This window comes from Erythrobacter sp. Dej080120_24 (assembly GCF_036322605.1).
Classification (GTDB): domain Bacteria; phylum Pseudomonadota; class Alphaproteobacteria; order Sphingomonadales; family Sphingomonadaceae; genus Erythrobacter; species Erythrobacter aurantius.
This window is the reverse complement of record NZ_AP027262.1, coordinates 1,717,088-1,741,134: the sequence shown is the minus strand read 5'-3', so window position 1 is coordinate 1,741,134 and position 24,047 is coordinate 1,717,088. Positions and strand designations below refer to the sequence as shown.

The following is a 24,047-nucleotide window of genomic DNA, read 5'->3' as shown; positions in this document are numbered from 1 at the left end:
CACCGCTCCTCAGGCTGCATCTGCGAGATCGATGTCGGCCTCGCTTTTACGGGATTGATGACCCCCAAGTTCGAGCAACAGGCCGGCCGCTTCCTCGGCCTTGGCCGCAGCAGTCAGGATCGCGCGCTCGTCCGATTTGAGGATCTTGAGCCAGGACGCGATGTAGCTGGCGTGATGGTCGAGGTGGGTGACCGGAAGGCCCAGTTCGGCCCCGAGAATGGCCGAGGACAGTTCGGCGATCAGTTCTTCGGCAGCATAGGCCTCGCTGCCAAACCGGTTCTTGAGATCGCGGTCGAGCCGCGAGGAATGCCCCGTCCAGTGCGACAGCTCATGCGCGAGCGTCGCGTAGTAGTGGTCATAGGCTTCGAAGAGCTCGGCTGGCGGCATGGTAACCCGGTCGCGCTGCGGTTCGTAGTAAGCCTGGGCACCATGGTGGCGCAGGTCTGCGCCAATATGGGCAAAGAAGGCATCGAGCCGGTCTTCGCGTCCTTCGGGATCAAGCGCAGCAATGAATGGCTTGGGATGATAGAACTCGGGGAGGCCATCGCACTGGTCAGCGTTGAACACGGCGTAGGCCTTAAGCACGCGCCGGTTTTCGGTGTCGGCCTCGCCTTCAGCGTTTTCGACCTCCTTGGTGTAGCTCTTGTAGAAAATCGCGATGGTCGACTTCTCACCCTTGCGGACCTGTCCGCCGAGTGCCTGGCACTGGCGGTACGTCATCCAGTAAGGCGAGGCATAGCCACAGCCATCGGCTACCATCCACAACCAGAAGGTGTTCATGCCGCGATAGGGCGTCCCGCAAGAGCGCAAGGGCCGCGAGACCGGAACACCGCGCCACGGCTTGACCCAGGGCTTTGTCCCTTGCTCGAGCTTTTCGATAATGGCGGCGGTGATGCGCTGGGCTGGCGAAGCAGAGGCAGTGCGGCGGGACTTGGTCATGGGAGATCTCCTGATCGCCGGGACGGACATACCCCGGCTCAGGAAGAGCAAGCTCCCTCCTCTCTCCTTCAATAATGATCGTTATGCGCCCTCATTTCAGCCATTGACCACGCTTGATGCTCAATCCAAAACAAGTCGTTCAACTACACAAGGCCAGACCTGTGGCAAATCCGGTTTTCCTTGTTCCTTGGACTCGAAGCTGACGCTACTTCCTATTCGTATGGCAACGGACGAACAGCAGCAGAAACCTCCCTCTAAGGCTGAACTCGTTCGAACCTTTAAGCGCGGCAAACTCCTAGGTATTCTCTTTGGCAAGTATTCGCGCGCTTGGGGGCGCGATGACAAAATCATAGAGGCTCTCGCAAAGGCGCATAATGACGGCGTGATTGATGTTCTTGGCATACTAGACGTGCCTGATCTCAAATCCGCAGTTGGCCCTGTATTCTTCGACGGCCAAACACTTTACTGTTCGCTGATCCCGAAGCTGAAGAGCGACGCCCATTCGATGATCAAGGCAACTTATCGCCTGATCGAAGCTGGAGGGAACGACGGAGCCGCTGCGCTTCCAGCGCGAGCACTAGCGGAATGGTGCGAAGGCGATCCGTCAAGGCCATCAGAGATTTTTGAGTTGTATGAGGGCGGCGAATACGAAGCGGCCAGATTCTTGACCCTCACCCTTCGCACGGGCGCTGCCTTTGACCGGAAGAAGTTTCTTAAGAGGTGCCACGAGATTGGTCGGAATGGAACTGACGCGGATCGCGAAGCCGCAATTCGCGCTCTAGGCCGTGTTGACAAAAGACTTCAGCCATAGGCGGGCGGCGGCGAGGTTGAGGAAGCTTTCGAACGATAGGATGGTCTTGTCGTAACGGGTGGCGATGCGACGCTGCTGCTTGAGCTTGCCGAACATGCGCTCGATGCGGTTGCGGTCCTTGTAGCGGCGATAGTCGGGGTGCTCGGGCACCTTGCGGTTCGAGCGGGGCGGGATGATCGGCAGGATGCCCCGGATCAGCAGGCTTTCCCGGAAGCGATTACCGTCGTATCCCTTGTCCGCCAGCAGCGCCTTGGGCGTGGCGATGGGGATCTCCATGAGCGGCTCGGCTGCAGTGTAGTCGGAGGCTTCGCCACCGGTCAGGATGAAGCCGAGAGGCAGTCCCTGATTGTCGCAGCGGGCGTGGATCTTGCTCGTAAAGCCGCCGCGCGATCGACCAAGAGCGTTCGCACAAGCCCCCCTTTTCCGCCCGCCGCCGAGACATGGCCGCGAACACTGGTGCTGTCGATCATGTGCTGCCAATCGTCGGTCAGTCCCAGATCGACCAGCGTTTGCAGGAGTGCATCCCAGACACCTTGTCCGGCCCAGCGCCGGAACCGGACATAGACCGAGTTCCACTTGCCATACCGCTCGTGCATGTCGCGCCAGGGACAGCCGACCCGCAACACATGGAGCATGCCGTTGAGGAAGCGTCGATTATCGCCAGCTGGCCGCGCCCAGCGACCCCGCTCAGGCGGAAGTAGCGGCCCGATCAGTTCCCATTCCGCATCCGACAAATCCCCGCGACCCATGACTGCTCCTCAAAAAGCAGTCTTGAATCAGAACATGGGGCGTTTGGGAATCCCTTTTGTCAACACGGCCTAGGTCAGATTCGACCTTTGAACACGCATGAGTGGCAGAGGCTGCACTTGACGTTGAGAGCAGCTGCTAAATCTGGCGACGACGGACCAATCGCAGCTGCTATCTCGGCCGCCAGTGAACTGATCGTTGACGCAGGCAAGGAGCAAAAGGACAAGACTGACGCCTTGCTCCAAGAGTTAGTCGTCGCAGCCACTGGCCCCTTCGGCCTTCACCAGTGCGCTTGGGCTCTAGATCGATCTAAAGAGTTCTCTGCAGATCTGGTTGCTGAGATTCTTGAGGCACTCGTCAAGGTTGATCTTGAGAACAAGGGCACAATCGAAATTGTTGATGTCAACCTCGCGAAGATGATCGGGTTAGGTATGGGCGCACAAGTCGCCTCGTTTGTAACGAGGTTTGGCGCTGCGAACCCATCAGACTTTCAAATCACGAGCCTCGATTCCGTCATTCGTGCCTTCAACAAGCAATCGCCAAAGGAGCTAGACGACCTCCTGGTAGGCTGGCTGCTCGATGGCAACTCGAGCCTGTGTCATCAACTCGGTGATCTCTTGGAAAAAGAAGAGTTGGAGGGGAAGCGCCGCGACATTGATTTTGCAATGTTCAGCCTCAGCGATGCTGACTTCGGCTATCTGGCCCGAAAGGCGGTTGGCTACCTCTTCATGCAACCTGTCACTTCGGCATCAATCGTCTTCTCGCTTTGCCGTTTTGCGCCTGAAAGTGAATTGAGGGAAATGGAAGAGTTGCTCTTCAATCCGCTCGCGATCAATTATCTTAGCGTGTCTGAGCGCCTGGTAGAGCCGATCTCAAAAGACAAGAGCGATAAAGCTCGACCAGTAGCCAAGGCAGTCAAAGCAAGAGTTGATGAATACCTTCGTGGCCTTCGGGACTCTGGCAAAATTGCTGAATTGCATCCGTCCGAGCGACAGCGCCAAGCGGAGTTCCAGCGACACAGCGACGAAATGGCTAAAGTCGGGAAGGCCGTGAACGACAAGTCCGTCTTTGCAAATCTCTTCACAAAGGTTGTCGTTCTCTATGGAAACCGGTCCGTAAGTTATCATAGGATTGGCAAGGAAGAGCCACGGCGTATCGAGGCTGAAATGCACCCGCACGGCGTCAGCATCGAAATTCCGAGAGTGGAACTCATTGATCCCGTTGGATTACAACAGCAACTTCTGTCCTTCCGCACTGAACGGCGACAACGATGAAGTTAATCATCCGGCAGTATGTGGCGTCGCTGCGAGAGCGCGAGGAACTCGACCGCATCTTACCTGACCTGTTATGCGAACTCGGCTACAATGTCCTCTCGCGCCCAAGTGTTGGCACCCGACAGTACGGGGTCGACATAGCCGCTGTCGGAAAGGACGAAGGGGAAGAGAAGCTCTTTCTGCTCTCGGTTAAGCAAGGTGACTTGCTTCGGCAGGACTGGGAAGGATCACCTCAAGCTTTGCGGCCTTCGCTCGACGAGATCAGACAAATCTATCTTCGCCTTCGAGTGCCTCGTGAATTCCAGAAGCTGAAAGTCGTCATCTGCTTGTGTTTTGGCGGCGATGTTCATGAGGCGGTGCAGGATAACGTTACCGGCTATATTGAGGAACACACGGACGACCGAATATCATTCCAACAGTGGAACGGCGACAAAATTGCGGGGATGCTTAGCAACGGAATCCTTCGCGACACTCTTGGCTCGAAAGAACTCAAGGCGTCATTTCAAAAAGCCGTAGCGATGGTTGATGAGCCAGAGATTTGTAATGAGCATTTCTCCCGCCTCATTCGACAGCTATGCAACCCCACTGATCCCAAAGCTAAAGAGAGACTCTCCAAATCCAAGGGGCGACTCACTGCGATCAGGCAACTTTATCTCTGCTTGTGGATTTTGTTTGTCTGGGCTCGTGATGCCGAGAATGTAGAAGGCGCTTATCTAGCCTGTGAAGAGGCGATACTCCGCTGTTGGGGCGCGTTCAATTCTCACCTCGGGAAGAAATTGGCTGCTTCGGAAGAGCTTGGAGAGGCTTTCGGAGAGCTTGTCGATTTGAGTGAGACAATCTTTGAAGCGTTGGCAGAAGACAAAATTTTTCCGCATGTCGACAAGCTTCATTCCATATCGATGGCCGTTCATTCGCAGTCACCAGTCGACGTGAATTTGAAGCTCTTCGACCTCGTCGGTCGCTTTGCGATCTATGGCTTTTGGCGACTTTGGCGAAAGTCCGGCACCGATCACCTGCCAAAGTCGCGGGACAATTGGAACGATTCCAAGACACAGGCCCTGACCCAGAATCTGGTTCTTCTGATCCGAAACAATCCTGCATTGCTGTCTCCATTGCAGGATTCGCAATCGATTGACATTACACTGGCCCTCTTGCTCCTCTCAATGCAGGAGCGTTGGCGACCCGCCGCTGCCAACTGGATTGATGCGTTGGCAGCCAACGTCCGTTTCACCTATTTGACGCAGAGCCGCTACCCAACGATCCAAGAGGCATATCGGGAACTCCTCTATCACCCCCGAGAACGGACGGACGAGTATCGAAAAGAGCAGACAGCAGGAAGCACGCTCTTGCCGACACTGGCTATTTGGGCTGACTGCATCGGTGCCACGGAAACGGCAGAGCATTTTCCAGCGTTCATTCGGGACGAAATGTCTCACTGCAACTGCCAACTATGGTTTCCCGATGAGGCCAGCGAATCACGCCTTTACTCTGGTGATGATCGGCATGGCGCAATGCTAAACACTTTGCCGATTGCGACTGATTTGCCGGAGGTAAGGTCTCAAATTGAGCAAGAATGTCAGACTTCAACCCACTTCGACTCACTAAGTGCAATCGAGATGGGACATTGGCCCATATTGCTAATGGCTTGCCGCCACTATCGCGTGCCAGTCCCACCAAATGTTTGGATTGGGATGTTTTGGAAAAGTGAGACTGACGAAGTGGGATCCTGACAGCTCGGTCCTAGGCAATTATCGGAAGGGCCAGAATGCCCATCGTTCTTAAAGAGAAACAAGAACTCGTGCATGCACTCTACGGACGGGTAGAGAGCCCCTCAATTGTTGGAATAGACGGTTGGACGGGCGTAGGGAAAACCACGCTCGGAAAATCTATAGCGGAGGAGCTGGGCGGGTCTTCCTACGATCTGGATTTGGCCCTTACTCGAAACTTGAAGAAATATGTTTCGAACCTTCGAATGTCAGAAGTCTCAAAAGCCCTCACAGAAGCTCCGCGACCGCTCGTGATTTCGGGCATTTGCTTGCTCAAAGCGCTTGCGATGGCCGAAATCGAGCTCGACGTAAGTATCTATGTTAAACACATGGCTTCCTGCGGATGGGCTGACGAAGACGAATTAACTGGTCTCGCGCTCGAGATACCGGGGGCTAGTGGCGAGCTTCTACGTCGCGAAATGCGCATCTACCATCAGGACTGGCAGCCACATCTCAACGCTGACTATGAATTCTGGCGAATGGGGTAGAAGAGATTGACGTCTGCTTCGGGCCGCAGAATTCTGAGTGCTGACATTCCGGTTACGGCCCAAAATTTGACATGGAAAAGGCGGCCCGTCCCGAGAGGGACGGACCGCCTGCCGAGTGACCTGGACCTGTCAGGAGGGGTCAGGCAGCCTGCTCGGCAATCTCGTCATTTCCTTCGGCGTTGACCGCCTCGTCCCCTTCGTGGTCGGCCAATTCGACTACTTCGGAACCGGCAAAACGCATGATCGCAGGCACCCAGGCCTGCGCCCGTTCCTTGATATCTGCCTCGCCGATGAAGTTGCCCGAGAAGATGCGCTCGGCTGCGCTCGCCAGTTCGGTTTTCTTGGAGGCTGCATAGCGACTGACCAGATCGGGACCGCCGGCGGCGTCGAGTGCTTCGAGCGTGCGGGCCTTAGCCACCCGGTCGAAGTAGTTGTTCGCCGTGGGACGCCACCAATGCGCGGTCTCGATTTCGAGGAGCGAGCCGAGCGCCTCGTGCATCGGCACCGAACGCTCGCCTCCGCAGGCCAGGCTGGCAACGAGTGTGCGCGAGACGACATGGCCAAGCCATGCCGAGCGTGCCTCGTCTGATAGCGTCCGGAATCTGGCAAACCGCTCTACGTCTCGCTCGCCCGCGCGCCAGCTTTCATTGAGCGAACCGGCAAACTCGGCCAAAGCAGCGCTTGCCGGTGCGTCCTTGGCTTCGAACCCGGCAACCGGACCTGATGCCACCGGACCCACCAGTGACGACGCCTTCTTGGCGCGCCAATCATGCCCATCGGCATCGGCGAGCGTGAAGACCATGAAATCGAGCGCCAGGGCCGGATCGTTAGCGAGATGGATCGCCAGGATGTCGCGGCGCTGCATGGCCAGTTCGTCAAGCAGGCGCTGTGAGAGCGAGCTCCCTTTGGGCTTCGCCGCTCCACTTTCCTCGATTGCCTCGACAACGCCTTCGTCAGCGATGACTTCGGTTTCGGTGTAGTATTGCTGGACCAATGTCGGCTCGCCGTTTCGCGAGAGGACTAGGAAGGCGCCAGCTTCGGATTTCAGCTCGTCGGCGAGTACCGGCGGCCGATCATTGATCGCGCGCATGGCGCGGTCGATTACCACGAGTTCCTGTTCGGCCTTGGCGACCTCATCCTCGTCGCTGTCCTCGTCTTCGAGCACGGCGGCGACGCGGTCGTAGTCGGCCTCAAGTTCGCCGAGCTTTTGCGCTTCTTGTTCGGTCATCGGTGCAGGCTCGCATGGTAAGCGGCCCAGACCTTCGATGAGGTCATGGCTGACGTAGTTGCCAAGCGTCGGCCGAACCCAGGCAAGTCCATATTCAAGTGCGGTCTTTTCTGCGGCTTCGTCCATGGCCTTGTGCGCGAGGTCCTCGAGCAGCGCGATATCGATCCAGCTTTCACTGGCATCGTCGTCGAACAGTTCGCGTTCAATCCGGCCACCCGCGGCGAGGTAGGCATCGCGTCCGACGAGCACGGCACGCGGATCGGAACCGCGGACCGTGGCATCGAGCACCATGCGGCGGATGGTATCAGGCGTGATCTGGTACCAGGCGTCCTGCAGCTCGGCATAGACATGTGCCTGACGCTCCACGTCGGAGATCGCGCCGTAGGCCTTGGCCATGTCGAGCGTGATCGTGCCTTCGGCGAGCGCTTCGAAGACGCAGGGTGCCAGACTTGCCAGGCGCAGACGTCCTTCGACGAACCGGACTGTGAGGCCGAAGCGGCGCGCTACATCTTCGGTGGTAGCCCCTGCCTCGATGATGGAAGCGAAGGCCTGCGCCTCGTCGGCGGGGTTCATCGCGAGGCGCTGGAAGTTCTCGGCAAGGCTGGCTTCGCGCACTTCGCTTTCCTCGCCTTCGATGACGAGGCAAGTAACCTCGTGGCTTTCCGGCAAGGTGCCCTCTTCGGCAAGCGCCTGCAGCGCGGCGAGACGGCGACCGCCTGCTTCGACCTCGAACTTGCCGCGCTTTCCTTTGCGCACGACGAGGTTCTGCAGCAGGCCGCGCGCGGCAATGTCTGCCCGCAGCTGGAGGTCGGCCAGCGCGTCGCTCGACTTGCGGACGTTGCGCGGGCTCGGGACAAGCTTCTTCAAGGGGATCGACTGGATCATGGGTGTTCTCCTGATGGATTGAAGGCGCACGCGAAGATCACGAGGCCCACAAGCCCAAAGGGCCCCCTCCACTCTCATTCTGAAATTGGGGTCTGCCCGAGGGATCAGGCGGCAAGCGCGGGGAGGACCGACGAGGCTCTCGACACCGGGACGAACAGGCGCGTGCGGTAGCGGATGATCTCGGTGAAGCAGCCTTTGCCCTTGTACCAGTCGAGGCGATCGGGCGAGAATCCGGTCAGTTCAAGGCGCTGTTCGCCGCCGACCAGCGATCGCTTGACGGTCAAGGCATCATGGCTTGCGAGGCCCAGCGGTTTGCCGCTGGCGAGTACGAGGTCGCCGATTTGCTCTGCGGATGGTCCTGCAACCCCGGAGAGGCCAAAGGACTCGGCGATCGCAGCGAGATCAATATCGAGCACTTCGCGCCCGATGATCGACTGGCCATCCTCGGCAACGAGCCGGGTGACGCGGACATGATCGCCGGGGAGGCGCTTCCAGACCGGAAGCAGCAGCCCGGTTGCGAGATGGACGCGCTCGGTCACCGGTGAAGCGGCGGCTTCCTTTTCCTCGGCCCGCCAGGCGCTGGTGAACGCGGTGACGCCAATTTCCTCCCAGTGACTTTCACCGAGAGCTTCAAGCGTCCAGTTCGTGGACTTGATCGGGCGCAGCAGGCGTCGGCGTTCGATCACGGCCCCATCGTCAGCGATGAGTCGCCGGGCAGGAACCGACAGCGCGACCTTGCCCGAGCGTGCATTGCGCATCGGGATCGCGTGCGGGCTGCCGATCTCGTGCATGCGTACGAGGCGCTGCAATCGCAGCGGCCGAAAGTGCCTCATCACTTCGAGCGAGACGAGGCGGGTCTCGGCTCCGGTCACGGGATCGGTGCGCAGGAGTTCATCGGCGAGGACCGTGAAGCGATCGACCCTCACGGTCTCCAGCCCCGGGTCGAGCGTTCCAGCCTCGCGCGCGGCTTCAATCCGCGCTTCGACGAGGCCGAGATATTCTTCGAATATGGCGTTCTGGAGCGCGATCGGCAGCGCGAGGATGCGATTGAGCCAGCGCTGGATCGTGGGGAGATTGTCGGTCAGCCCGCCATCGGGGTTTTCGAGCCGGAGGCCGGTGCGCTCGACGAAGTTGCCAAAGGTGGTGGCTTCGAGCTTGCCGTCATAGAGCAGCTGGAACCAGCGGCTGAGCGCATCGCGCGCATAGTCGCTTTCAAGATTGTCTGCCGGGTCGAACAGGTTCTGTCCGCCCGTCTGGCGCTGGCCGCGCGTAAGCGCGCCCAAAGCGTCGAGCCTTCGCGCAATAGTCGAGATGAACCGGCGCTCGCCCTTCACATCTGTGGTGACCGGGCGGAACAGCGGGGCCGAGGCCTGGTTGGTGCGGTTGGTACGACCAAGGCCCTGGATGGCGTTGTCGGCGCGCCATCCCGGTTCAAGCAGGAAGTGAACCCGGCGCTGCTGGTTCCTGGCGCCCAAGTCGGCATGATAGGAACGCCCCGTGCCGCCCGCATCCGAGAAGACCAGGATGCGCTTCGTGCCTTCCATGAAGCTTTGCGCTTCGGCGACATTGGCGCTGGGGCTACGCCGTTCGAGGCGCTGCTCACCATCGCGGCCCAGGACAAGCCTGCGGGTCCGACCCGTGACCTCGGCCACGGCGTCGGTTCCGAAGTGCTCGATGATCGCGTTGAGCGCGGTGGCAATCGGCGGCAACGCGCAGAGCTGCTCGATCAGCGCATCGCGCGCGGCCACGGCGCGCGGGCAGAAAACGGGATTGCCCTCCTCGTCACTCATCGCCTCGGAGCGAAGATTGCCGTCCTCGTCGGCGAAAACCTGCATCAATCGCACCGGAAAGCTCTTGGTAAGGTAGTCGATGACATATTCGCGCGGGGACAGATCGATATCGAGCGCTTCTCGCTCCTCGTCGGTGAGGTCGGCAAGGCGCCGGTCGAGCATGGCCTCGGCGGTCGAGACCAGCTGCACGACAACCGAATGGTTCACGCCAAGAGCTGCTTCCATCGCCGGGATCAGGCTCGGCAGCTTCATCGAGAGCAGGAGCTGGGCAAAAAAGCGCTGCTTGGTGCCTTCGAAGATCGAGAGCGCTGCAGCCTTGGCATTGCGATTGAGCGTATCGCCGCTGTCCTCATCGACCACGCGGGTTACTTCAAGCGCAGCTTCGAGGTTGCGGTGAATGATAGCCCAGGCATCGGCATAGGCGTCATAGATCCGGATCTGCGCATCGGTCAGGCTGTGTTCGAGGATCTCGTACTCGACCCCGGCGAAGGACAGCGCACGGGCGAGATAAAGGCCCTGCGCCTTGAGGTCACGGGCAACAAGCTCCATCGCCGCGACGCCGCCAGCGCGGATCTCGGTCATGAACGCCTCGTGGGTCGGAAAAGCGGTCTCAGGTCCCCAAAGGCCTAGCCGGGAAGTGTAGCCGAGGTTGGCAATGTCCGAGGCGCCGGTGGCAGACGCGTAGAGCACGCGGGCGCGCGGGAGATGGTTCTGCAGCCTGAGGCCCGCCATCCCTTGTTCGGAGCCCTTGACCTTGCCGCGGATTGAAGAGCCCCCGAGCGCATTGGCCATGGCGTGGGCTTCGTCGAAGGCGATCACTCCGTCGAAATCCTCGCCCGCCCAGGCAAGGATCTGGTCGAGCCGCGTATCCTCGGCGCGGCCCGAGCGCAGCGTCGGATAGGTGACGAAGAGGATGCCTTCGGACATCGTCACGCCAGACCCAAGTTTCCAGCGCGAGAGCGGCTGGATATCGAGCGGCAGCCCGCCGAGCGCTTCCCAGTCGCGGCGTGCATCTTCGAGCAGTGCCTCGTTCTTGGTGATCCAGACATGGCGGCGCTCACCAGCGAGCCAGCGATCCATGATGACCGCTGCGATCTGCCGTCCCTTGCCCGCTCCGGTTCCGTCGCCGAGGAAGAAGCCTTGCCGGTATGAGTGACCATCTTCGGACAGTTCCAGCGCGGTGCCCTCCTGGCTGACCTTGAAGTGACCGGGGAGATCGCGTGCAAAGGCTTGGGCCGCGTAGACCAATGTCTCGCATTGCGCTTCGGACAGAAGGCCATCGGCCTGCCAGCCTGCAGGGAGACACGGATTAACATTCGGCTGCGGCGCCGCGACCGAACCCATGGCGACCGATTCCACGAGCGGGGTAGGATGGACCGGCGCGTCCTCGAACGCGATGCGACTGGGCCGGTAAGGCAGGTAGATGCCTGCCTGTTCCGGCACCGGTGCGGGGTCAGCGAGGACCGAATAGGCAAGGTCGATCGCATTGGCCTTGGCTGCTCCTGTCGCTGCAAAAGGCGCCACAGGACGCACCGGCGCGCGATGCGTTGAGGTCTTGCCAACGAGGCGCACTGGCTTGCTGACTGGGAGGCGATGGAGGCTGGCGGATATTTGCGCACGTGGCGGAAGTTCTGTAACAAGTTCACCGAGCGCGATCAGGTCGCATGTATCTCCAGTGATAACTGGAGCGGACGCAGTCGGCACCTTGTCGATCACGACCAGACGAACAGCGATGCCCGTTCCGGTCCGGCAAAACAGCTGCTGCAACCGGACATCGAGGAGCAGCGATGCTTCCTCCTGAGCCTCGGCGAAGGCGAAGGCATCGAAGCCTTCGGGCATGATCGCGACAATCCTCGCTCCAACGGCGGCAGACCGGATCGCGCTTCGCAGGTGGCGCATGGCAGTTTCGCCGTCCTTGCCGCGTTCCTGGCTGCGGGCGAACGGCGGGTTCATCAGCACGACCGACGGAACATGACCGCGAAGGAGGTCGGCAATCAGTTCCGCGTCATGCGCGGTGATCGGGGCCGAAGGGAAGATGTGCGCCAGGCCGTCTCGTCTTGTTGGGTCGATCTCGTTGAGGATCAGTGAAGCGTTCTGAACGCTGCCCCAAAGGGCAAGGGCGCCATTGCCGGCGGATGGCTCGAGCAGCGTGTCATGCGCAGAAACTGCTGCAGCGTTTGCCATCAGCCAGGTCAGCATTGGCGGGGTCGAGAACTGCTGAAGCTCGACTTGTGCTTCGCTTCGCACGTGCCGGGGCGGCAAGGCTGCTTCGAGCCAATCGAACCGCGCTTCCGCTTCATGCACGTTCGTCGCCAGATCGATACGTGAAGACTCGCGAAGCCAGAGCAGTGCGCCGATCTCGACCGCGTTGTTGTAGTCGTCGATCGTCCAGGCGCTTCCCCAGTCCAGCGCGCCGATCTCTTCGGCGAACAGCCCGGAAATGTCGGCACGGGTAAGATGGCGTCCCGAAGCGAGAAGCTCGGTAATCGTGGCGCCGACAGCGTAAGCCAATGGCACTGACGACAGTGGCTCGCCAGCTGGAAACAAGTCTGATTGAAACATGGCAATTCGTCCTCCTGATGGGGGCATCGGGACACGCCCTCTGCCGGATCAGGAATTCGAGAAGCCCTCTCTCCTCTTACTGTGCCGCCTTGCGGCGCAGCCATGCTGTAAGTTCATCGTTCCAATCGGTACCGCGTGATGACGGCTTGCGAACGTGGATCGTGCGTCCATCGCGGGCAAAGGCGGCCAGGGCACGAGAAGCGGCCAACTTGCCGCCAACATCGTGATCGACGAAGAGGTGGAGTTCGGTCACGGTCTCGGGCACGCTCACGAGACCGAAGCGCTCATTCCCGAGGGTCGCCCAGACGGGGACACCGGTGAGAGCATAGGCCGACATTGCGCTTTCAATGCCTTCAGCAAGGCCGAGCTTGCCGGAAACCGGAGCAAAGAGACGGACAGCAGCTTCACCGAGCGAGCCAAGCGCGCGCTTTGGCTTGTCGAAGGTGGCCTTGGTTGAAGCCTCGGTGGACAAAAATGTGCGGTGGATCGCGATCGGACCCTCGTCGAGGCTGACCGCCGCAATCATAGCGGGAAGAAATCGGGTTCGTCCTTTCGGCCCGAGCGGCGTTTGCGGATGAAAGCGAAGAGCTGAAGATGCGGCCAGGATGCCGCGGCTCTCAAGGTAGGCCTTCGCCGGACTGGCACCCAATGGTTCCGCTTCGCGCCAGATCCTCAACGCTGCTGCCGAGGGTTTGCCCACTCTGGTCGACTTGAATTGATTCTCGGCTGAAGAACCCGAGAAAAACCTAGTCACCTCGAATCCTTCGCGCGCCAGTGCGGAAAGCACGCTCTGCTGATCGCAGCCCGCAAAGCAATGGAAGAGAATAGCCTTTCGGCCGAGCGTCACGCCGAGCGAAGGTGTGCGGTCATCATGCGCAGGGCAGCAGGCCATGCCCCTTGTGCCTGACCATTTGCCCCCTCGGTTTTCGCAGATCCTTCGGGCGGTGTCCTCGAGCGAATGACGTGACAGGGTTGAATTCGAAACGGGCATACCAGCTCCATCGCCTCACAATTGCCCCCTCCAGACGAACCCCTCTTCTCTCGGATAAACTTGCAAAAAACGTTTTCCTACACCCATGCGTTCTATTTATGTTCTCTTGCGGATGGAGGCAAGGTGAAAGGTAATTCAATGCGAATGTCGCTGGTGGCTTGCGGTTGCGGTGCGCTCGCGATTGCGATTTCGGGATCCGCGCACGCGCAGGAGTTTCAGGTCTTCGACCATGACCTCGGCACAGTTGAGGTTACAACCGACAAAGGGCGCGCTTTCAACCCGACTGCAATCCACTTGGGCAAGCCAGATGGCGGCGCGGCCTATATCGATAGAAGCTTCAAGGAAGCCTTGTATGAGCCACTCATCCGGCAAGCTGAAGCGCGATACCAATTGCCGCCTCGACTGCTTCAGGCCCTGATTTGGCAGGAATCGCGGTTCAACCCGATGGCGATCAGTCCAGCTGGCGCAGCCGGGCTCGCTCAACTCATGCCGGGAACGGCAAGGGAACTTGGTGTCCGCAATCGCCACGATCCGGCTGAGAACATCGATGGCGGCGCGCGGTATCTGAAGCAGATGCTAGAGCGCTTCGGTGCGATCCATCTCGCGCTGGCCGCATACAATGCTGGACCCGGCGCTGTGTCGCGAGCCGGCGGGATACCGAAAAATCGGGAAACACCTGGATACGTGAAGAGCGTTATCGACCGATGGATGGCATACAGTTCGATATGACTACGAATCGGAAAAGGATCAGCGGACGGCTCGAGCACCTTCCTCGGGGAGCTGTAATTGTAACCGATGCCGGAGATCATTGGGTTCTCGAAGACTACGAACCCTCAAACGAAGACTTTGGATTTGAGGTTACCGCAGAGGGTATCGTTGTCGGGTTCGACCGCCTTCGCGTCGAATGGCTGGGGCAGGTGCCCGCCTAGGAGCAGGTCACGCGGCTCTCAAAACTGCAATGTTTTGCGCTTTGCCGCCGATGGAATCGAGGAAGTCTGCCCAATCCTGCAGCATTGCACGACGGGGAGCGAGATATTCGGCAGCATTGTATGCCCCGCGAACCTCGTTCTCTTCGCTGTGTGCCAATTGCAGTTCGACCCAGTCTTCATGATATCTGCGGATCCACATCGGTGGTTCGCCGACCTCGACCAGCTGCTCATTCGCCCAGGTGCTCGCCAGACCCCTGAAGCCGTGAACAGTTTGTCGCCCGTGGTAACCGAGGCGATAGAGGCCATAGATCATCGTATTCTCGGAAAGCGGCATCTTGGGCTTCTGGCCTGGAAAGACGTATTCGCCTTCGGACTTGCTGATCATATCTTGAGCAAGAGAAGCGGCTTGTCGCGACAAAGGCACGATATGCTCGCGGCCCATTTTCATCCGATCAGCGCCAATGCGCCAAACTGGTAAATCTCCGACTAGACCTTCAAACTCGTGCTTCTTGGCGAACCGGAGTTCCTTGGTCCGGACCCATGTAAGAAGAGCAAAGGTCAATGCCGCCCGCGTAATTTCGGATCGTCTCTCACCCTCTTCCTGGTATCGCTCCATCTTGATGATGAGTTCGGGTAGCTGTGCCAGAGGCAGCTTCGCCATATGCTTGACCCGAGGACGTGGCTTCAAAGCCCCCCGAAGATGCGCCGTTGGATCGGAATCGCAAAGTCCGCTGGCAATCGCGAACTGGAATACCTGACCAATGCATTGCTTGGCCCGTCGACTGATGTCGAGCGCGCCGCGCTCCTCGATCTTCCGAATGACCTTCAGGACTTCTGGTGGAGTTATCTCATGCATCATGAGCTCGCCTAAGACAGGAAGCACGTCCTGCTCCATCCGCGACCACACGCGCTTCGCATGGGCGGGATTGAGACTACTTGCTCTGTTCTCATGCCACATGGTGGCAATCGCCCTGAAGGTCTTAGCCTCTTCGAAGTCCCGACCCGGTTTGTGAACCATCGGGTCCCTGCCTTCGGCCAGCACACCCTTGGCAGCTCTCTTGAGTTCTCTTGCGGCCGCTATTCCGACTTCGGGGTAGGCACCGAAAGAAAGCAGCTTCTCCTTCCCGTGGTACCGGTATTTCAGCCGCCAGAGCTTCGAGCCGTTCTTTTGCACCAGGAGGAATAATCCCTCCCCATCCGCAAGCTTGTATGGACGCTCAGCCGCCTTCGCTTTTTTGATCTGAATCTCACTCAAGGCCATTGGGGGTATCGCTCCTTTTCGCTACCCCCGGAAAATACCCCCAAAATACCCCCACACCAAATCCGGCTTCAAGCGAATGCATGCGCACGCAAGCGGACGCGAATCACTCACATCATTCTGTTTTAATTGAAGTTTACGGATGTATGCGGAAGCAAGCGAACCCATGCGGATTCGAGATTGGTAGCGGAGGAGGGACTCGAACCCCCGACACGCGGATTATGATTCCGCTGCTCTAACCACCTGAGCTACTCCGCCCCAAGGGGCAATTGACCGTTGCAGCAGCCAATTCTCGCGAGGCAAAACGCCTCAAGCGAGCGGCGCATTTAGGGCGGGTCCGCCACTTGGTCAACCACCGATTTGCACCGGGTCCAACTGGTCCGTTCCCTGCTTCGCGGCGAGGTTCATCCGGACCAGCTTGGCTGCCAGTGATCGGTTGAGCGCTCCGTCAATGGCCTTGGCGATCGCTGGCTCATTCACAGCCAAAGCAGCCAAGCCTTCGTGATCGAACTGCGCGGCCCTCATCGCGTTCGACACCCGCACCGTCGCGGAAGCACGCCGTTCGCCAATGTAGCTAATCTCACCGACGAAGTCGCCGGCACCGCAAGAACTGATAATCTTACCTTCCAGTTCAATCGATGCGGCCCCACTGGCGAGATAGATCAATGGGGGATGCCATTCCCCCTCTTCCATCAACACATCGCCCGGAGCGAACTCGCGCCATTCCAGCAGCGCCAGAACGCGGCGCTGGTCGGCGCGATCCTCGATCTTGAGGATCGAATGGAGCAGTTCATCTTCTTCAGGGGTCAGCCCTCGCCTGCGCGATCGATATTGCAGCAAGACTAGTTGAACGCCGTTCGCCAGAACGAACGCCGTTTCCCAGACCAAGCTGGCATTGTCTTGCGTCCGGAAAGTGAAATGCGCCATCGCGGCAATGCCGCTGGCCAGAGCCAGCACCCGCAGCCAGCGCAACGATGTCATCAGCATCGCCGCAATCAGGAAGATGTAGGAAAGGTGAGCAAAACCGTTTGCCGGATCGGCAATATCCCGAAGGACGTCCTGCATTCGCTACCCCCAAGCCAGTACAACCAAGGAAAGCCTAAACCGACCAGCGCCGTTTCCCAAGTATTTCTGCTAACACGCGGAATCGCTGCATTCTGCGATGAAGATCGGCAGGGCGCAGGCCCCTTGTCAGCGTGCGCTTTCGTTCATGCGCAAAACCTTTACCGCAAGCGAGCGATTGAAGGCTCTGTCGACAGCCTTTCCGACCTCAGGCAGGCTCTTCGCCAGTTGGCCCAAGGCATCGCGATCCAGCCGCGCCATGCGCATTTCCTGCGTGACAGTGACGGTGGCGCTCGCGCGTTCGCCAGACACGTGACTCATCTCGCCAAGGAATTCACCCGCGCCGCATTCACTCACGATAGCCAGATCACGCTCAATCTCGGCCCGACCGCTGGCGATGTAGATCAGAGGCGGATCGATTTGCCCCTGTTTGATCAATGTCGTTCCGACAGGAACATCCTGCCATACCATGAGATCGCGCAAACGGCTTTGCTGTGAAGGCTCTTCGATCTTCATGACGTGATCGAACAGCTCGCGCTCCTCGCGTGTCATTACGCCCGAGCGGGCGCGTTGCCGTAATTCGAAGAGGCGCCCCGCATTGACGAGAGTGAAGGCAACAGAAAGCGCAAGTCCGGCGCTGAAACCGTGAACCAGCGCGAAATAAGCGACAGCCAATACCCCAGCGCCAAGGCAGATGCGGCGGATATCGCGAACCTGATGCGGGGCCATCGCCCACACGAGCGCCATCGCACCAAGCCAGCCCAGCCATTGCCCCCAGTTTTCCATGTCAATGTCCTATCAGCCTTCAGCCTCGCCTGAATAGCCAAAAATGCGCGGGTTTACAGAACCTCGCTACCGCGAAAGGGGCATCGCTTTATCAGGTCCCACGGACCGTCGCGATACAAGTGCAGTTCCAGCGCCGGGAAGGAGAAACTGCGGGGAGTAATCGAGGGGGCCAGTTCCGCTTGCAGCGCCCTCGCCCCCTGTTTCGTGACCTTGTTCTGGATCGTGATGTGCGGGCGAGGCTCGTACAGGTCTTGTGCCGTAAGATTGCCGTGGAAATGGTCTGCCATTGACTCGCGAAGGGAAAGCAACTGGGGGCTTTTCAGCGCTATCGCCGTACCCGTTCCCAGATCAAGCAAACCACTGACCTCGCCACAGGGCGCCGCGAAATTGCGTGCCAGCTTTGGCAGGTAATCCTTCAGTTCCTCGAACAGGGACGGCGCAAACGAATGGAACATGGTGACGTGCGCATGCAGATGATTGCGCTGGGGCGGATAATGTTGCCGTCTTAGTTTTTCGGCCCAGCCCTGCATGTCAGGCGGCAGGGCCGCCGTCACGATAAAGGGCCTGCCCACCCTATTCCATCTCGCCGCGCTGGCGGCGCAGTTCGAACCAGCGTCCAACGGCCTCATTGTGGCCGTCGAGCGTCTCGTTGAATTCATGGCCGCGCGATCCGTCTGCGACCATGAACAGGTAATTGTGCTTCTCCGGGTTCAGCACCGCAGCGATGCTTTCGCGACCGGGATTGGTGATAGGGCCGTCTGGCAGACCGAGCATGGTGTAGGTGTTGTAGCCGTTCACCGCGGCGATTTCCGATTGGCGAATGCGGCGCCCCAGCGGTTTGCCCTGAGTTATCGGATAAATGATTGTCGGGTCCGCTTGCAGCATCATGCCAACCCGTAAGCGGTTGGAATACAGCCCAGCGACAGTGCGCCGTTCTTCAGGTTTGCCGGTTTCCTTTTCGACGATGGAGGCAAGGATCAAGGCTTCGCGAATCGTATCGACCGCAATGTTGTCAGCGCGTTTCGCCCACGCTTCAGCCAGGTAGAGGTCCATCGCTGCCTGCATCTGCTCGACCAGTTCGGCCCGCGACTGTCCCCGTTCAAAGGCATAGGTGTCGGGCAGGATCGATCCTTCTGCCGGAACCTCAATCTCGCCCGTCAGCAGGGGTTCCGCCATCAGCCGTTCCCAGACGAGAATCGAAGGCATGCCCTCGGGGATGGTCACAAACCGGCGGATCACGTCGCCTGACTGGAACGCGGCAAGGATCTCACCCTGCGACATGCCGGGCTTTAACGAGAATTCGCCCGCCTGAATGGGATCGGACGATCCGAATATGCGCGCATTCAGCAGGAAGCCTTCGGCCGAGGAAATGTGCCCGGCAGCCTCCAGATCCCGGGCAACCGCGCTCAGCGAGGACCCGGCAGGAATCAGAAACTGGGTTTCTTCCTCGATCGTGGCCTCGCCCAGCACCGCTGGAGCCGCGAAAAAAGCGGCAGCCAGCAGCAGAACCAGGCTGACGATCAACAGCCCTGCGCGCTTCACCGGTCTAGTCGACTTTCTGCATGATCAGCGAAGCATTGGTCCCGCCAAAGCCGAAGCTGTTGTTGAGAACGGCGCGAACCTCGCGCTGCCTTGCCTTGAACGGGACAAGGTCGATGCCTTCGGTGCCATCATCCGGATTGTGGAGATTGAGCGTCGGCGGGACGATCTGATCGCGCATGGCAAGGATGCAGAACACCGCCTCAACGGCGCCTGCGCCACCCAGAAGGTGTCCGATCGCGCTCTTGGTCGAGCTCATCGACGCGCCGCCGAGGTCATCCCCCAGCACCCGCTTTACTGCCGCGAGTTCGATCGTGTCCGCCATCGTGCTGGTTCCATGGGCGTTGACATAGTCGATATCCCCTGGCCCAAGACCTGCCTTCTTCATCGCCATGCGCATGGCGAGTTCGGCACCCTTGCCCTCGGGATGGGGCGCGGTGACGTGGTAGGCATCGCCTGACAGGCCATAGCCCGTCACTTCGGCATAGATTTTCGCGCCGCGCGCCTTGGCGTGTTCGTACTCCTCAAGCACGAGCACCCCTGCGCCTTCGCCCATGACAAAACCGTCGCGGTCCTTGTCATAGGGGCGGCTCGCCTCGGTCGGGCGATCGTTCATGCTCATGTTGAGCGCGCGCGCCTGAGCGAAACCTGCAATGCCGAGCGGGTTGATGGTGCTTTCCGCACCGCCCGCCAGCATGATGTCGGCATCGTCCATCATGATCATGCGCGCGGCATCGCCAATCGAGTGTGCGCCAGTCGAACAGGCGGTGACGACGGCGTGGTTCGGCCCCATGAAGCCGTACTTGATCTGCACTTGCCCGGTGATGAGATTTATCAGCCGCCCGTGGACGAAGTGCGGGCTGACCCGGCCCGGACCGCGTTCGTGCAGGTTGACGCTCTCAATCTCGATCCCCGGCAGACCGCCGATGCCCGATCCGATCGAGCAACCTGTGCGCTCCTTATCGGCGTCGGACATGTCGGTCAGGCCTGCATCTTCCAGTGCCTGACCGGCAGCATCAATGCCATAGACGATGAAGGGATCGACCTGACGCTGAACCTTGTGATCGACCCGCTTGTCGGCATCGAAGCCCCATGGGTGATCCTTGCCCTTCACTTCGCAGGCGATGGTGCATTTCTGGTTCGAGGTGTCAAAACGAGTGATCTGCCCTGCACCGCTTTCGCCAGCGATCAGGTTCTTCCACGAGGTTTCGACATCGCCCCCAAGCGGGGTGACAAGACCAAGACCGGTCACAACAACACGGCGCATTCCATTCTCCACAGCCCGGACGGGCGCAAATCCACCCTGCATCAAAGCGGCAGGGCCAAAAACACTACAGGCCCGCGACCCTGCAAGAGGGCTCGGGCCTGTCGGTCAGACGCCCGCGCACCAACGGGTGCAGCGGGCATTCTGAGGGCGATTAGCCCTGTATATCAGCCTTTGTTCTCTTCGATGAACTTGGTCGCATCGCCGACGGTGCTGATCTTTTCAGCCGCATCGTCGGGGATTTCCACGCCGAATTCTTCTTCGAAAGCCATCACCAGCTCGACGATGTCGAGGCTGTCTGCGCCCAGATCATCGATGAAGCTTGCTTCCTGAGTAACCTTGTCTGCTTCGACGCCGAGATGTTCGACGACAATTTTCTGCACGCGGTCGGCAGTATCGCTCATAGTTTTCCCTCTTGGATTTGGGGTTTTGAAAATCGTTATTCGCCCTAAAGGGCGGTTCGACGTAGCGCAAGTCAAGATGCATGCGCCAATGCGCACATCCCCAAGATTGCGCGGCCGAGCCGCCTGGGCCTAGCCCGTTTGGCCTTCCTTCTTCGGCGGTTCGACCAGACGCAGGTGCAATTCGCGCAGCTGCTGCGGCGACACCTTCGAAGGTGCCCCCATCATCAGGTCTTCGCCCTTCTGGTTCATCGGGAAGGCGATAACTTCACGGATGGCTTCTTCACCAGCGAGCAGCATCACGATCCGGTCAATCCCCGGTGCCGATCCGCCGTGGGGCGGCGCGCCCAACTTGAACGCCTCGATCATGCCGGAGAATTCGCGGTCCACGGTTTCCTTGTCGTAACCGGCAATCTCGAAAGCTTTGTACATGATTTCCGGCTTGTGGTTTCGGATCGCGCCCGAAGACAGCTCGTAGCCGTTGCAGACGATGTCGTACTGCCACGCCTTGATCGAAAGCGGGTCCTGCGTTTCCAGCGCTTCCATCTCGCCCTGCGGCATCGAGAACGGGTTGTGGCTGAAGTCGATCTTCTTCGCTTCCTCGTCATATTCGAACATCGGGAAATCGACGATCCAGCAGAACTTGAAGCAATCGGGTTCGATCAGGTCGAGTTGCTCTGCCACCTGGGTACGGGCAGCACCGGCCAGCTTGGCCGCGTCCTTTTCCTTGCCCGCGGCAAAGAACAGGCCGTCGTCCGGGCCAAGGCCGAGCTCGTTATAAAGCTCTTCCATCCGCTCCGGCCCGTGGTTCTTGGCGATCGGGCCACCGAATTCGCCGCCCTTGCGGGTGACATAGCCGAGGCCGGCGAAGCCTTCCCCGCGCGCCCAGTTGTTCATGTCGTCGAAGAACTTGCGGCTCTTGTCCGCCGTGTTCGGCGCCGGAACCACGCGAACGACACCGCCGCTGCCGACGATCTTTTCAAACAGGCCAAAGCCGCTCTGTTCGAAATGGCTGGTGACATCGCTGATAATCAACGGGTTGCGCAGGTCCGGCTTGTCGGTGCCGTATTTCAGCATGGCTTCGGCATAGGGAATGCGCGGGAAGCTGCCCGAAGGCGTCACCGATTTGCCGCCCGAAAATTCCTCGAAGCACCCGGCCAGCACGGGTTCGAGCGCTTGGAACACGTCTTCCTGCGTGACGAAGCTCATTTCAAAGTCGAGCTGGTAGAATTCGAGGCTGCGGTCGGCGCGCAGGTCTTCGTCGCGAAAGCACGGGGCAATCTGGAAATACCGATCAAAGCCCGACACCATCAGCATCTGCTTAAACATCTGCGGCGCCTGGGGGAGCGCGTAGAAGCTGTTGGGATGCATGCGGCTGGGCACGAGGAAGTCGCGCGCGCCTTCGGGGCTGGAAGCGGTCAGGATCGGGGTCTGGAATTCGGTGAAGCCCTGATCGGTCATGCGGCGGCGCAGCGAGGTGATGACCTTTGACCGCAGCATGATGTTGCGATGCATGACTTCGCGCCGCAGATCGAGGAAGCGATACTTCAGGCGGATGTGTTCGGGATATTCTTCCCCGCTGGCGACAGGCATCGGCAGTTCTTCGGCTGCGCTTTGCACGGTGATCGCGCGGGCGAAAATCTCGATCTCGCCGGTCGGCAAATCCTTGTTCACGGTCGAAGCGGTGCGGGCCTTTACCTCACCATCGATCGTCACGACCGACTCGGCGCGCAGCTTTTCAAGCACCGGAAGCGCCGGCGAATCTTCGTCTGCAACGATCTGGGTAATGCCGTAGTGATCGCGCAGATCGACAAACAGCACCCCGCCGTGATCGCGTTTGCGGTGCATCCATCCCGAAAGACGGACGGTTTCCCCGACATTTTTGGCCGAAAGCTGTGCGCAAGTGTGGGTACGATAGGCGTGCATCTAAACTCTTGTCCTGTTCGAAGGTATGGCGCTATTGGCGCGCCAGCATTTCGCGGCGGTTCGATCCCCGCGTTTTCTGCGCGCGCTAACAGGGCATGACCTGCACTTTGTCAAGTCGCGCACCTCTCACAAGACCGGCCTCCTGCATAGGGGGCGAGAGCGGCACTCCGCTCAAAACGACAAGAAGAACGATGAAGATACATGATCTGATCACCACCACGGATGCTCTGGCCGAACTGTGCGAGCGTCTCTCCCAGTCCGAATTCGTTGCCGTCGACACCGAATTCATGCGCGAAAACACCTATTGGCCGGAACTGTGCCTGGTGCAGATCGCCAACACCGAAGAAGCCGCCGCGATTGATCCGCTGGCTCCCGGTATCGACCTTGCTCCCCTGCTCGATCTGATGTGCAACAATGAAGACGTGCTCAAGGTCTTCCACGCGGGCGGGCAGGATGTCGAGATCATCGTCAACCTGACGGGCAAGACTCCGCATCCGGTGTTCGACACGCAAATCGCGATGATGGCGATCAGCCAGTCCGAACAGATCGGCTATGCCAACCTCGTCGATCACTGGCTCAACATCCAGATCGACAAGGGAGCGCGTTTCACTGACTGGAGCCGCCGCCCGCTCACCGATCGCCAGATCGAATACGCGATTGGCGACGTGACCCATCTGTCCAAGATATTCCCCAAGATCCTGAAAAAGCTGATCAAAACAGGGCGTGGCGATTGGCTGGATGCGGAAATGGAAAAGCTCGCCGATCCTGCGAACTATCTCGTCGATCCTGAAACCTCTTGGAAGCGCATCCGCCAGCCGGGGCGAAATCCGCAGGTCCTTGGTCGGCTCAAGGCGCTGGCCGCATGGCGCGAAGGCGAGGCGCAGCACAAGAACATTCCGCGTGGCCGGATCATGCGCGACGAAACGCTGGCCGACATCGCCAGCCATCCTCCGAAAAAGCAGGGTGATCTGGCGAAGGTGCGCGGACTCTCCGCCGCATGGAAGGACAACGACATCGGCAAGCGCCTGATGAAGGTAATTGCCGAGGCCGACCCGCTTTCGCAGGAAGAAATGCCGGAAAAGATCAAGCGCGGCGCGCCGCTGGGCAAGGAAGGCGCGCTGGTGGCGGACCTGCTCAAGCTGCTGCTCAAGATCCGCGCTCGGGAAATCGACGTCGCCGCGCGGCTGCTGACCCGCGCCGACGAAATGGAAGCGCTTGCCGCAGGGGTGCGCGATCTGCCGGTGCTGCAAGGCTGGCGTTATGACATCTTCGGTAAGGACGCGCTGGAACTGGTGGAGGGGAAACTCGCCTTCGCAGTCAAGGGTGGCAAACTGACCATGACTCATATCGACGACATGCAAGCCAGCATGGAAGAAGCGCTGGCGGCGGAGTAGAAGCGAG

At 59.6% G+C, this 24,047-nt stretch carries 19 protein-coding genes, 1 tRNA gene and 1 pseudogene; 7 read left to right on the top strand and 14 right to left on the bottom strand.

Translation table 11 applies throughout. From position 1 onward, the window contains the following. Positions 1-9: 9 nt before the first annotated feature. Positions 10-939, bottom strand: a complete 930-nt coding sequence (locus AABA34_RS08330) for an ArdC family protein (RefSeq protein WP_338302223.1) — start codon at positions 937-939, stop codon at positions 10-12. Here AABA34_RS08330 and AABA34_RS08325 point away from each other — a divergent pair. Continuing rightward, entirely contained in the window at positions 938-1,750 is an 813-nt protein-coding gene (locus tag AABA34_RS08325) for a hypothetical protein (protein WP_338302222.1), read from the top strand. The genes AABA34_RS08330 and AABA34_RS08325 overlap by 2 nt on opposite strands. On the opposite strand, the pseudogene AABA34_RS08320 reads toward AABA34_RS08325, so the two are convergent. Next, positions 1,718-2,499, bottom strand: a pseudogene (locus tag AABA34_RS08320) (IS5 family transposase). The gene AABA34_RS08325 and the pseudogene AABA34_RS08320 sit on opposite strands and share 33 nt — an antisense overlap. Positions 2,500-2,616: 117 nt before the next feature. On the opposite strand from AABA34_RS08320, the gene AABA34_RS08315 reads away from it, so the two are divergent. Genes AABA34_RS08315 through AABA34_RS08305 form a run of 3 tightly spaced genes read left to right on the top strand, consistent with a single transcriptional unit; the run spans position 2,617 to position 6,025 of the window. Then, positions 2,617-3,771 (top strand): hypothetical protein, encoded by a 1,155-nt coding sequence (locus tag AABA34_RS08315; RefSeq protein WP_338302221.1) that lies wholly within the window; start codon positions 2,617-2,619, stop codon positions 3,769-3,771. Further along, positions 3,768-5,501, top strand: a complete 1,734-nt coding sequence (locus AABA34_RS08310) for a hypothetical protein (RefSeq protein WP_338302220.1) — start codon at positions 3,768-3,770, stop codon at positions 5,499-5,501. The genes AABA34_RS08315 and AABA34_RS08310 overlap by 4 nt, the downstream gene beginning before the upstream one ends. A 35-nt stretch (positions 5,502-5,536) precedes the next feature. Then, the gene (locus AABA34_RS08305) at positions 5,537-6,025 is read left to right on the top strand and encodes a shikimate kinase (RefSeq protein WP_338302219.1); all 489 of its coding nucleotides are present in this window, start codon (positions 5,537-5,539) and stop codon (positions 6,023-6,025) included. Positions 6,026-6,164: 139 nt separating this feature from the next. On the opposite strand, the gene AABA34_RS08300 is transcribed toward AABA34_RS08305, so the two are convergent. From AABA34_RS08300 to AABA34_RS08290, 3 genes are all read right to left on the bottom strand, one after another. After that, on the bottom strand, positions 6,165-8,138 hold the full coding sequence (locus AABA34_RS08300; protein ID WP_338302218.1) for a ParB/RepB/Spo0J family partition protein: 1,974 nt from the start codon (positions 8,136-8,138) through the stop codon (positions 6,165-6,167). A 104-nt stretch (positions 8,139-8,242) separates the two neighbouring features. Then, positions 8,243-12,490, bottom strand: coding sequence for a strawberry notch family protein (locus AABA34_RS08295; RefSeq protein ID WP_338302217.1), 4,248 nt, complete (start codon positions 12,488-12,490; stop codon positions 8,243-8,245). A 76-nt stretch (positions 12,491-12,566) separates the two neighbouring features. Beyond that, the gene (locus tag AABA34_RS08290; RefSeq protein WP_445083726.1) at positions 12,567-13,382 is read right to left on the bottom strand and encodes a DUF7146 domain-containing protein; all 816 of its coding nucleotides are present in this window, start codon (positions 13,380-13,382) and stop codon (positions 12,567-12,569) included. A 243-nt stretch (positions 13,383-13,625) separates the two neighbouring features. Between AABA34_RS08290 and AABA34_RS08285 the strand changes: the two genes are divergently transcribed. Then, the gene (locus AABA34_RS08285) at positions 13,626-14,210 is read left to right on the top strand and encodes a lytic transglycosylase domain-containing protein (protein ID WP_338304719.1); all 585 of its coding nucleotides are present in this window, start codon (positions 13,626-13,628) and stop codon (positions 14,208-14,210) included. Then, the gene (locus AABA34_RS08280) at positions 14,186-14,410 is read left to right on the top strand and encodes a DUF5818 domain-containing protein (protein ID WP_337442414.1); all 225 of its coding nucleotides are present in this window, start codon (positions 14,186-14,188) and stop codon (positions 14,408-14,410) included. The genes AABA34_RS08285 and AABA34_RS08280 overlap by 25 nt, the downstream gene beginning before the upstream one ends. Before the next feature lie 7 nt (positions 14,411-14,417). Here the strand turns inward: AABA34_RS08280 and AABA34_RS08275 are convergent, their stop codons facing one another. The 9 genes from AABA34_RS08275 to aspS all read right to left on the bottom strand — a co-directional run bounded on the left by AABA34_RS08275 (position 14,418) and on the right by aspS (position 22,646). After that, positions 14,418-15,671 (bottom strand): tyrosine-type recombinase/integrase, encoded by a 1,254-nt coding sequence (locus AABA34_RS08275; RefSeq protein WP_224800986.1) that lies wholly within the window; start codon positions 15,669-15,671, stop codon positions 14,418-14,420. A 178-nt stretch (positions 15,672-15,849) separates the two neighbouring features. After that, positions 15,850-15,926: transfer RNA gene (locus AABA34_RS08270), tRNA-Met, on the bottom strand. 90 nt (positions 15,927-16,016) lie between these two features. Continuing rightward, positions 16,017-16,733 carry a cyclic nucleotide-binding domain-containing protein gene (locus AABA34_RS08265; protein ID WP_338302215.1) on the bottom strand — a complete coding sequence of 239 codons (717 nt, stop codon included), beginning with the start codon at positions 16,731-16,733 and terminating at the stop codon, positions 16,017-16,019. A 126-nt stretch (positions 16,734-16,859) separates the two neighbouring features. Beyond that, positions 16,860-17,516 (bottom strand): Crp/Fnr family transcriptional regulator, encoded by a 657-nt coding sequence (locus tag AABA34_RS08260; protein WP_338302214.1) that lies wholly within the window; start codon positions 17,514-17,516, stop codon positions 16,860-16,862. Positions 17,517-17,569: 53 nt separating this feature from the next. Beyond that, positions 17,570-18,070 (bottom strand): 2'-5' RNA ligase family protein, encoded by a 501-nt coding sequence (locus tag AABA34_RS08255; protein WP_338302213.1) that lies wholly within the window; start codon positions 18,068-18,070, stop codon positions 17,570-17,572. Between the two features lie 19 nt (positions 18,071-18,089). Next, entirely contained in the window at positions 18,090-19,058 is a 969-nt protein-coding gene (gene mltG, locus AABA34_RS08250) for an endolytic transglycosylase MltG (RefSeq protein ID WP_338302212.1), read from the bottom strand. Between the two features lie 4 nt (positions 19,059-19,062). After that, the gene (fabF, locus tag AABA34_RS08245; protein WP_252257503.1) at positions 19,063-20,322 is read right to left on the bottom strand and encodes a beta-ketoacyl-ACP synthase II; all 1,260 of its coding nucleotides are present in this window, start codon (positions 20,320-20,322) and stop codon (positions 19,063-19,065) included. A gap of 164 nt (positions 20,323-20,486) precedes the next feature. Beyond that, positions 20,487-20,723 (bottom strand): acyl carrier protein, encoded by a 237-nt coding sequence (locus AABA34_RS08240; RefSeq protein WP_034953426.1) that lies wholly within the window; start codon positions 20,721-20,723, stop codon positions 20,487-20,489. A gap of 129 nt (positions 20,724-20,852) precedes the next feature. Then, the gene (gene aspS / locus AABA34_RS08235; protein ID WP_034953423.1) at positions 20,853-22,646 is read right to left on the bottom strand and encodes an aspartate--tRNA ligase; all 1,794 of its coding nucleotides are present in this window, start codon (positions 22,644-22,646) and stop codon (positions 20,853-20,855) included. Between the two features lie 191 nt (positions 22,647-22,837). Between aspS and rnd the strand changes: the two genes are divergently transcribed. Then, a complete protein-coding gene (gene rnd, locus AABA34_RS08230; RefSeq protein ID WP_338302211.1) occupies positions 22,838-24,040 on the top strand; it encodes a ribonuclease D in 1,203 nt (400 codons plus the stop codon). The last annotated feature ends 7 nt before the right edge of the window (positions 24,041-24,047 follow it).

What these genes read in the sequence shown, in the direction of transcription:
- AABA34_RS08310 (WP_338302220.1), top strand. Translation starts at nt 3,768, where the DNA reads ATGAAGTTAATCATCCGGCAGTATGTGGCGTCGCTGCGAGAGCGCGAG.
- AABA34_RS08295 (WP_338302217.1), bottom strand. Translation starts at nt 12,490, where the DNA reads ATGTTTCAATCAGACTTGTTTCCAGCTGGCGAGCCACTGTCGTCAGTG.
- AABA34_RS08325 (WP_338302222.1), top strand. Translation starts at nt 938, where the DNA reads ATGGGAGATCTCCTGATCGCCGGGACGGACATACCCCGGCTCAGGAAG.
- AABA34_RS08260 (WP_338302214.1), bottom strand. Translation starts at nt 17,516, where the DNA reads ATGGAAAACTGGGGGCAATGGCTGGGCTGGCTTGGTGCGATGGCGCTC.
- AABA34_RS08280 (WP_337442414.1), top strand. Translation starts at nt 14,186, where the DNA reads ATGGATGGCATACAGTTCGATATGACTACGAATCGGAAAAGGATCAGC.
- AABA34_RS08285 (WP_338304719.1), top strand. Translation starts at nt 13,626, where the DNA reads ATGTCGCTGGTGGCTTGCGGTTGCGGTGCGCTCGCGATTGCGATTTCG.
- AABA34_RS08265 (WP_338302215.1), bottom strand. Translation starts at nt 16,733, where the DNA reads ATGCAGGACGTCCTTCGGGATATTGCCGATCCGGCAAACGGTTTTGCT.
- AABA34_RS08240 (WP_034953426.1), bottom strand. Translation starts at nt 20,723, where the DNA reads ATGAGCGATACTGCCGACCGCGTGCAGAAAATTGTCGTCGAACATCTC.
- aspS (WP_034953423.1), bottom strand. Translation starts at nt 22,646, where the DNA reads ATGCACGCCTATCGTACCCACACTTGCGCACAGCTTTCGGCCAAAAAT.
- AABA34_RS08290 (WP_445083726.1), bottom strand. Translation starts at nt 13,382, where the DNA reads ATGGCCTGCTGCCCTGCGCATGATGACCGCACACCTTCGCTCGGCGTG.
- AABA34_RS08300 (WP_338302218.1), bottom strand. Translation starts at nt 8,138, where the DNA reads ATGATCCAGTCGATCCCCTTGAAGAAGCTTGTCCCGAGCCCGCGCAAC.
- fabF (WP_252257503.1), bottom strand. Translation starts at nt 20,322, where the DNA reads ATGCGCCGTGTTGTTGTGACCGGTCTTGGTCTTGTCACCCCGCTTGGG.
- AABA34_RS08330 (WP_338302223.1), bottom strand. Translation starts at nt 939, where the DNA reads ATGACCAAGTCCCGCCGCACTGCCTCTGCTTCGCCAGCCCAGCGCATC.
- AABA34_RS08275 (WP_224800986.1), bottom strand. Translation starts at nt 15,671, where the DNA reads ATGGCCTTGAGTGAGATTCAGATCAAAAAAGCGAAGGCGGCTGAGCGT.
- rnd (WP_338302211.1), top strand. Translation starts at nt 22,838, where the DNA reads ATGAAGATACATGATCTGATCACCACCACGGATGCTCTGGCCGAACTG.
- AABA34_RS08305 (WP_338302219.1), top strand. Translation starts at nt 5,537, where the DNA reads ATGCCCATCGTTCTTAAAGAGAAACAAGAACTCGTGCATGCACTCTAC.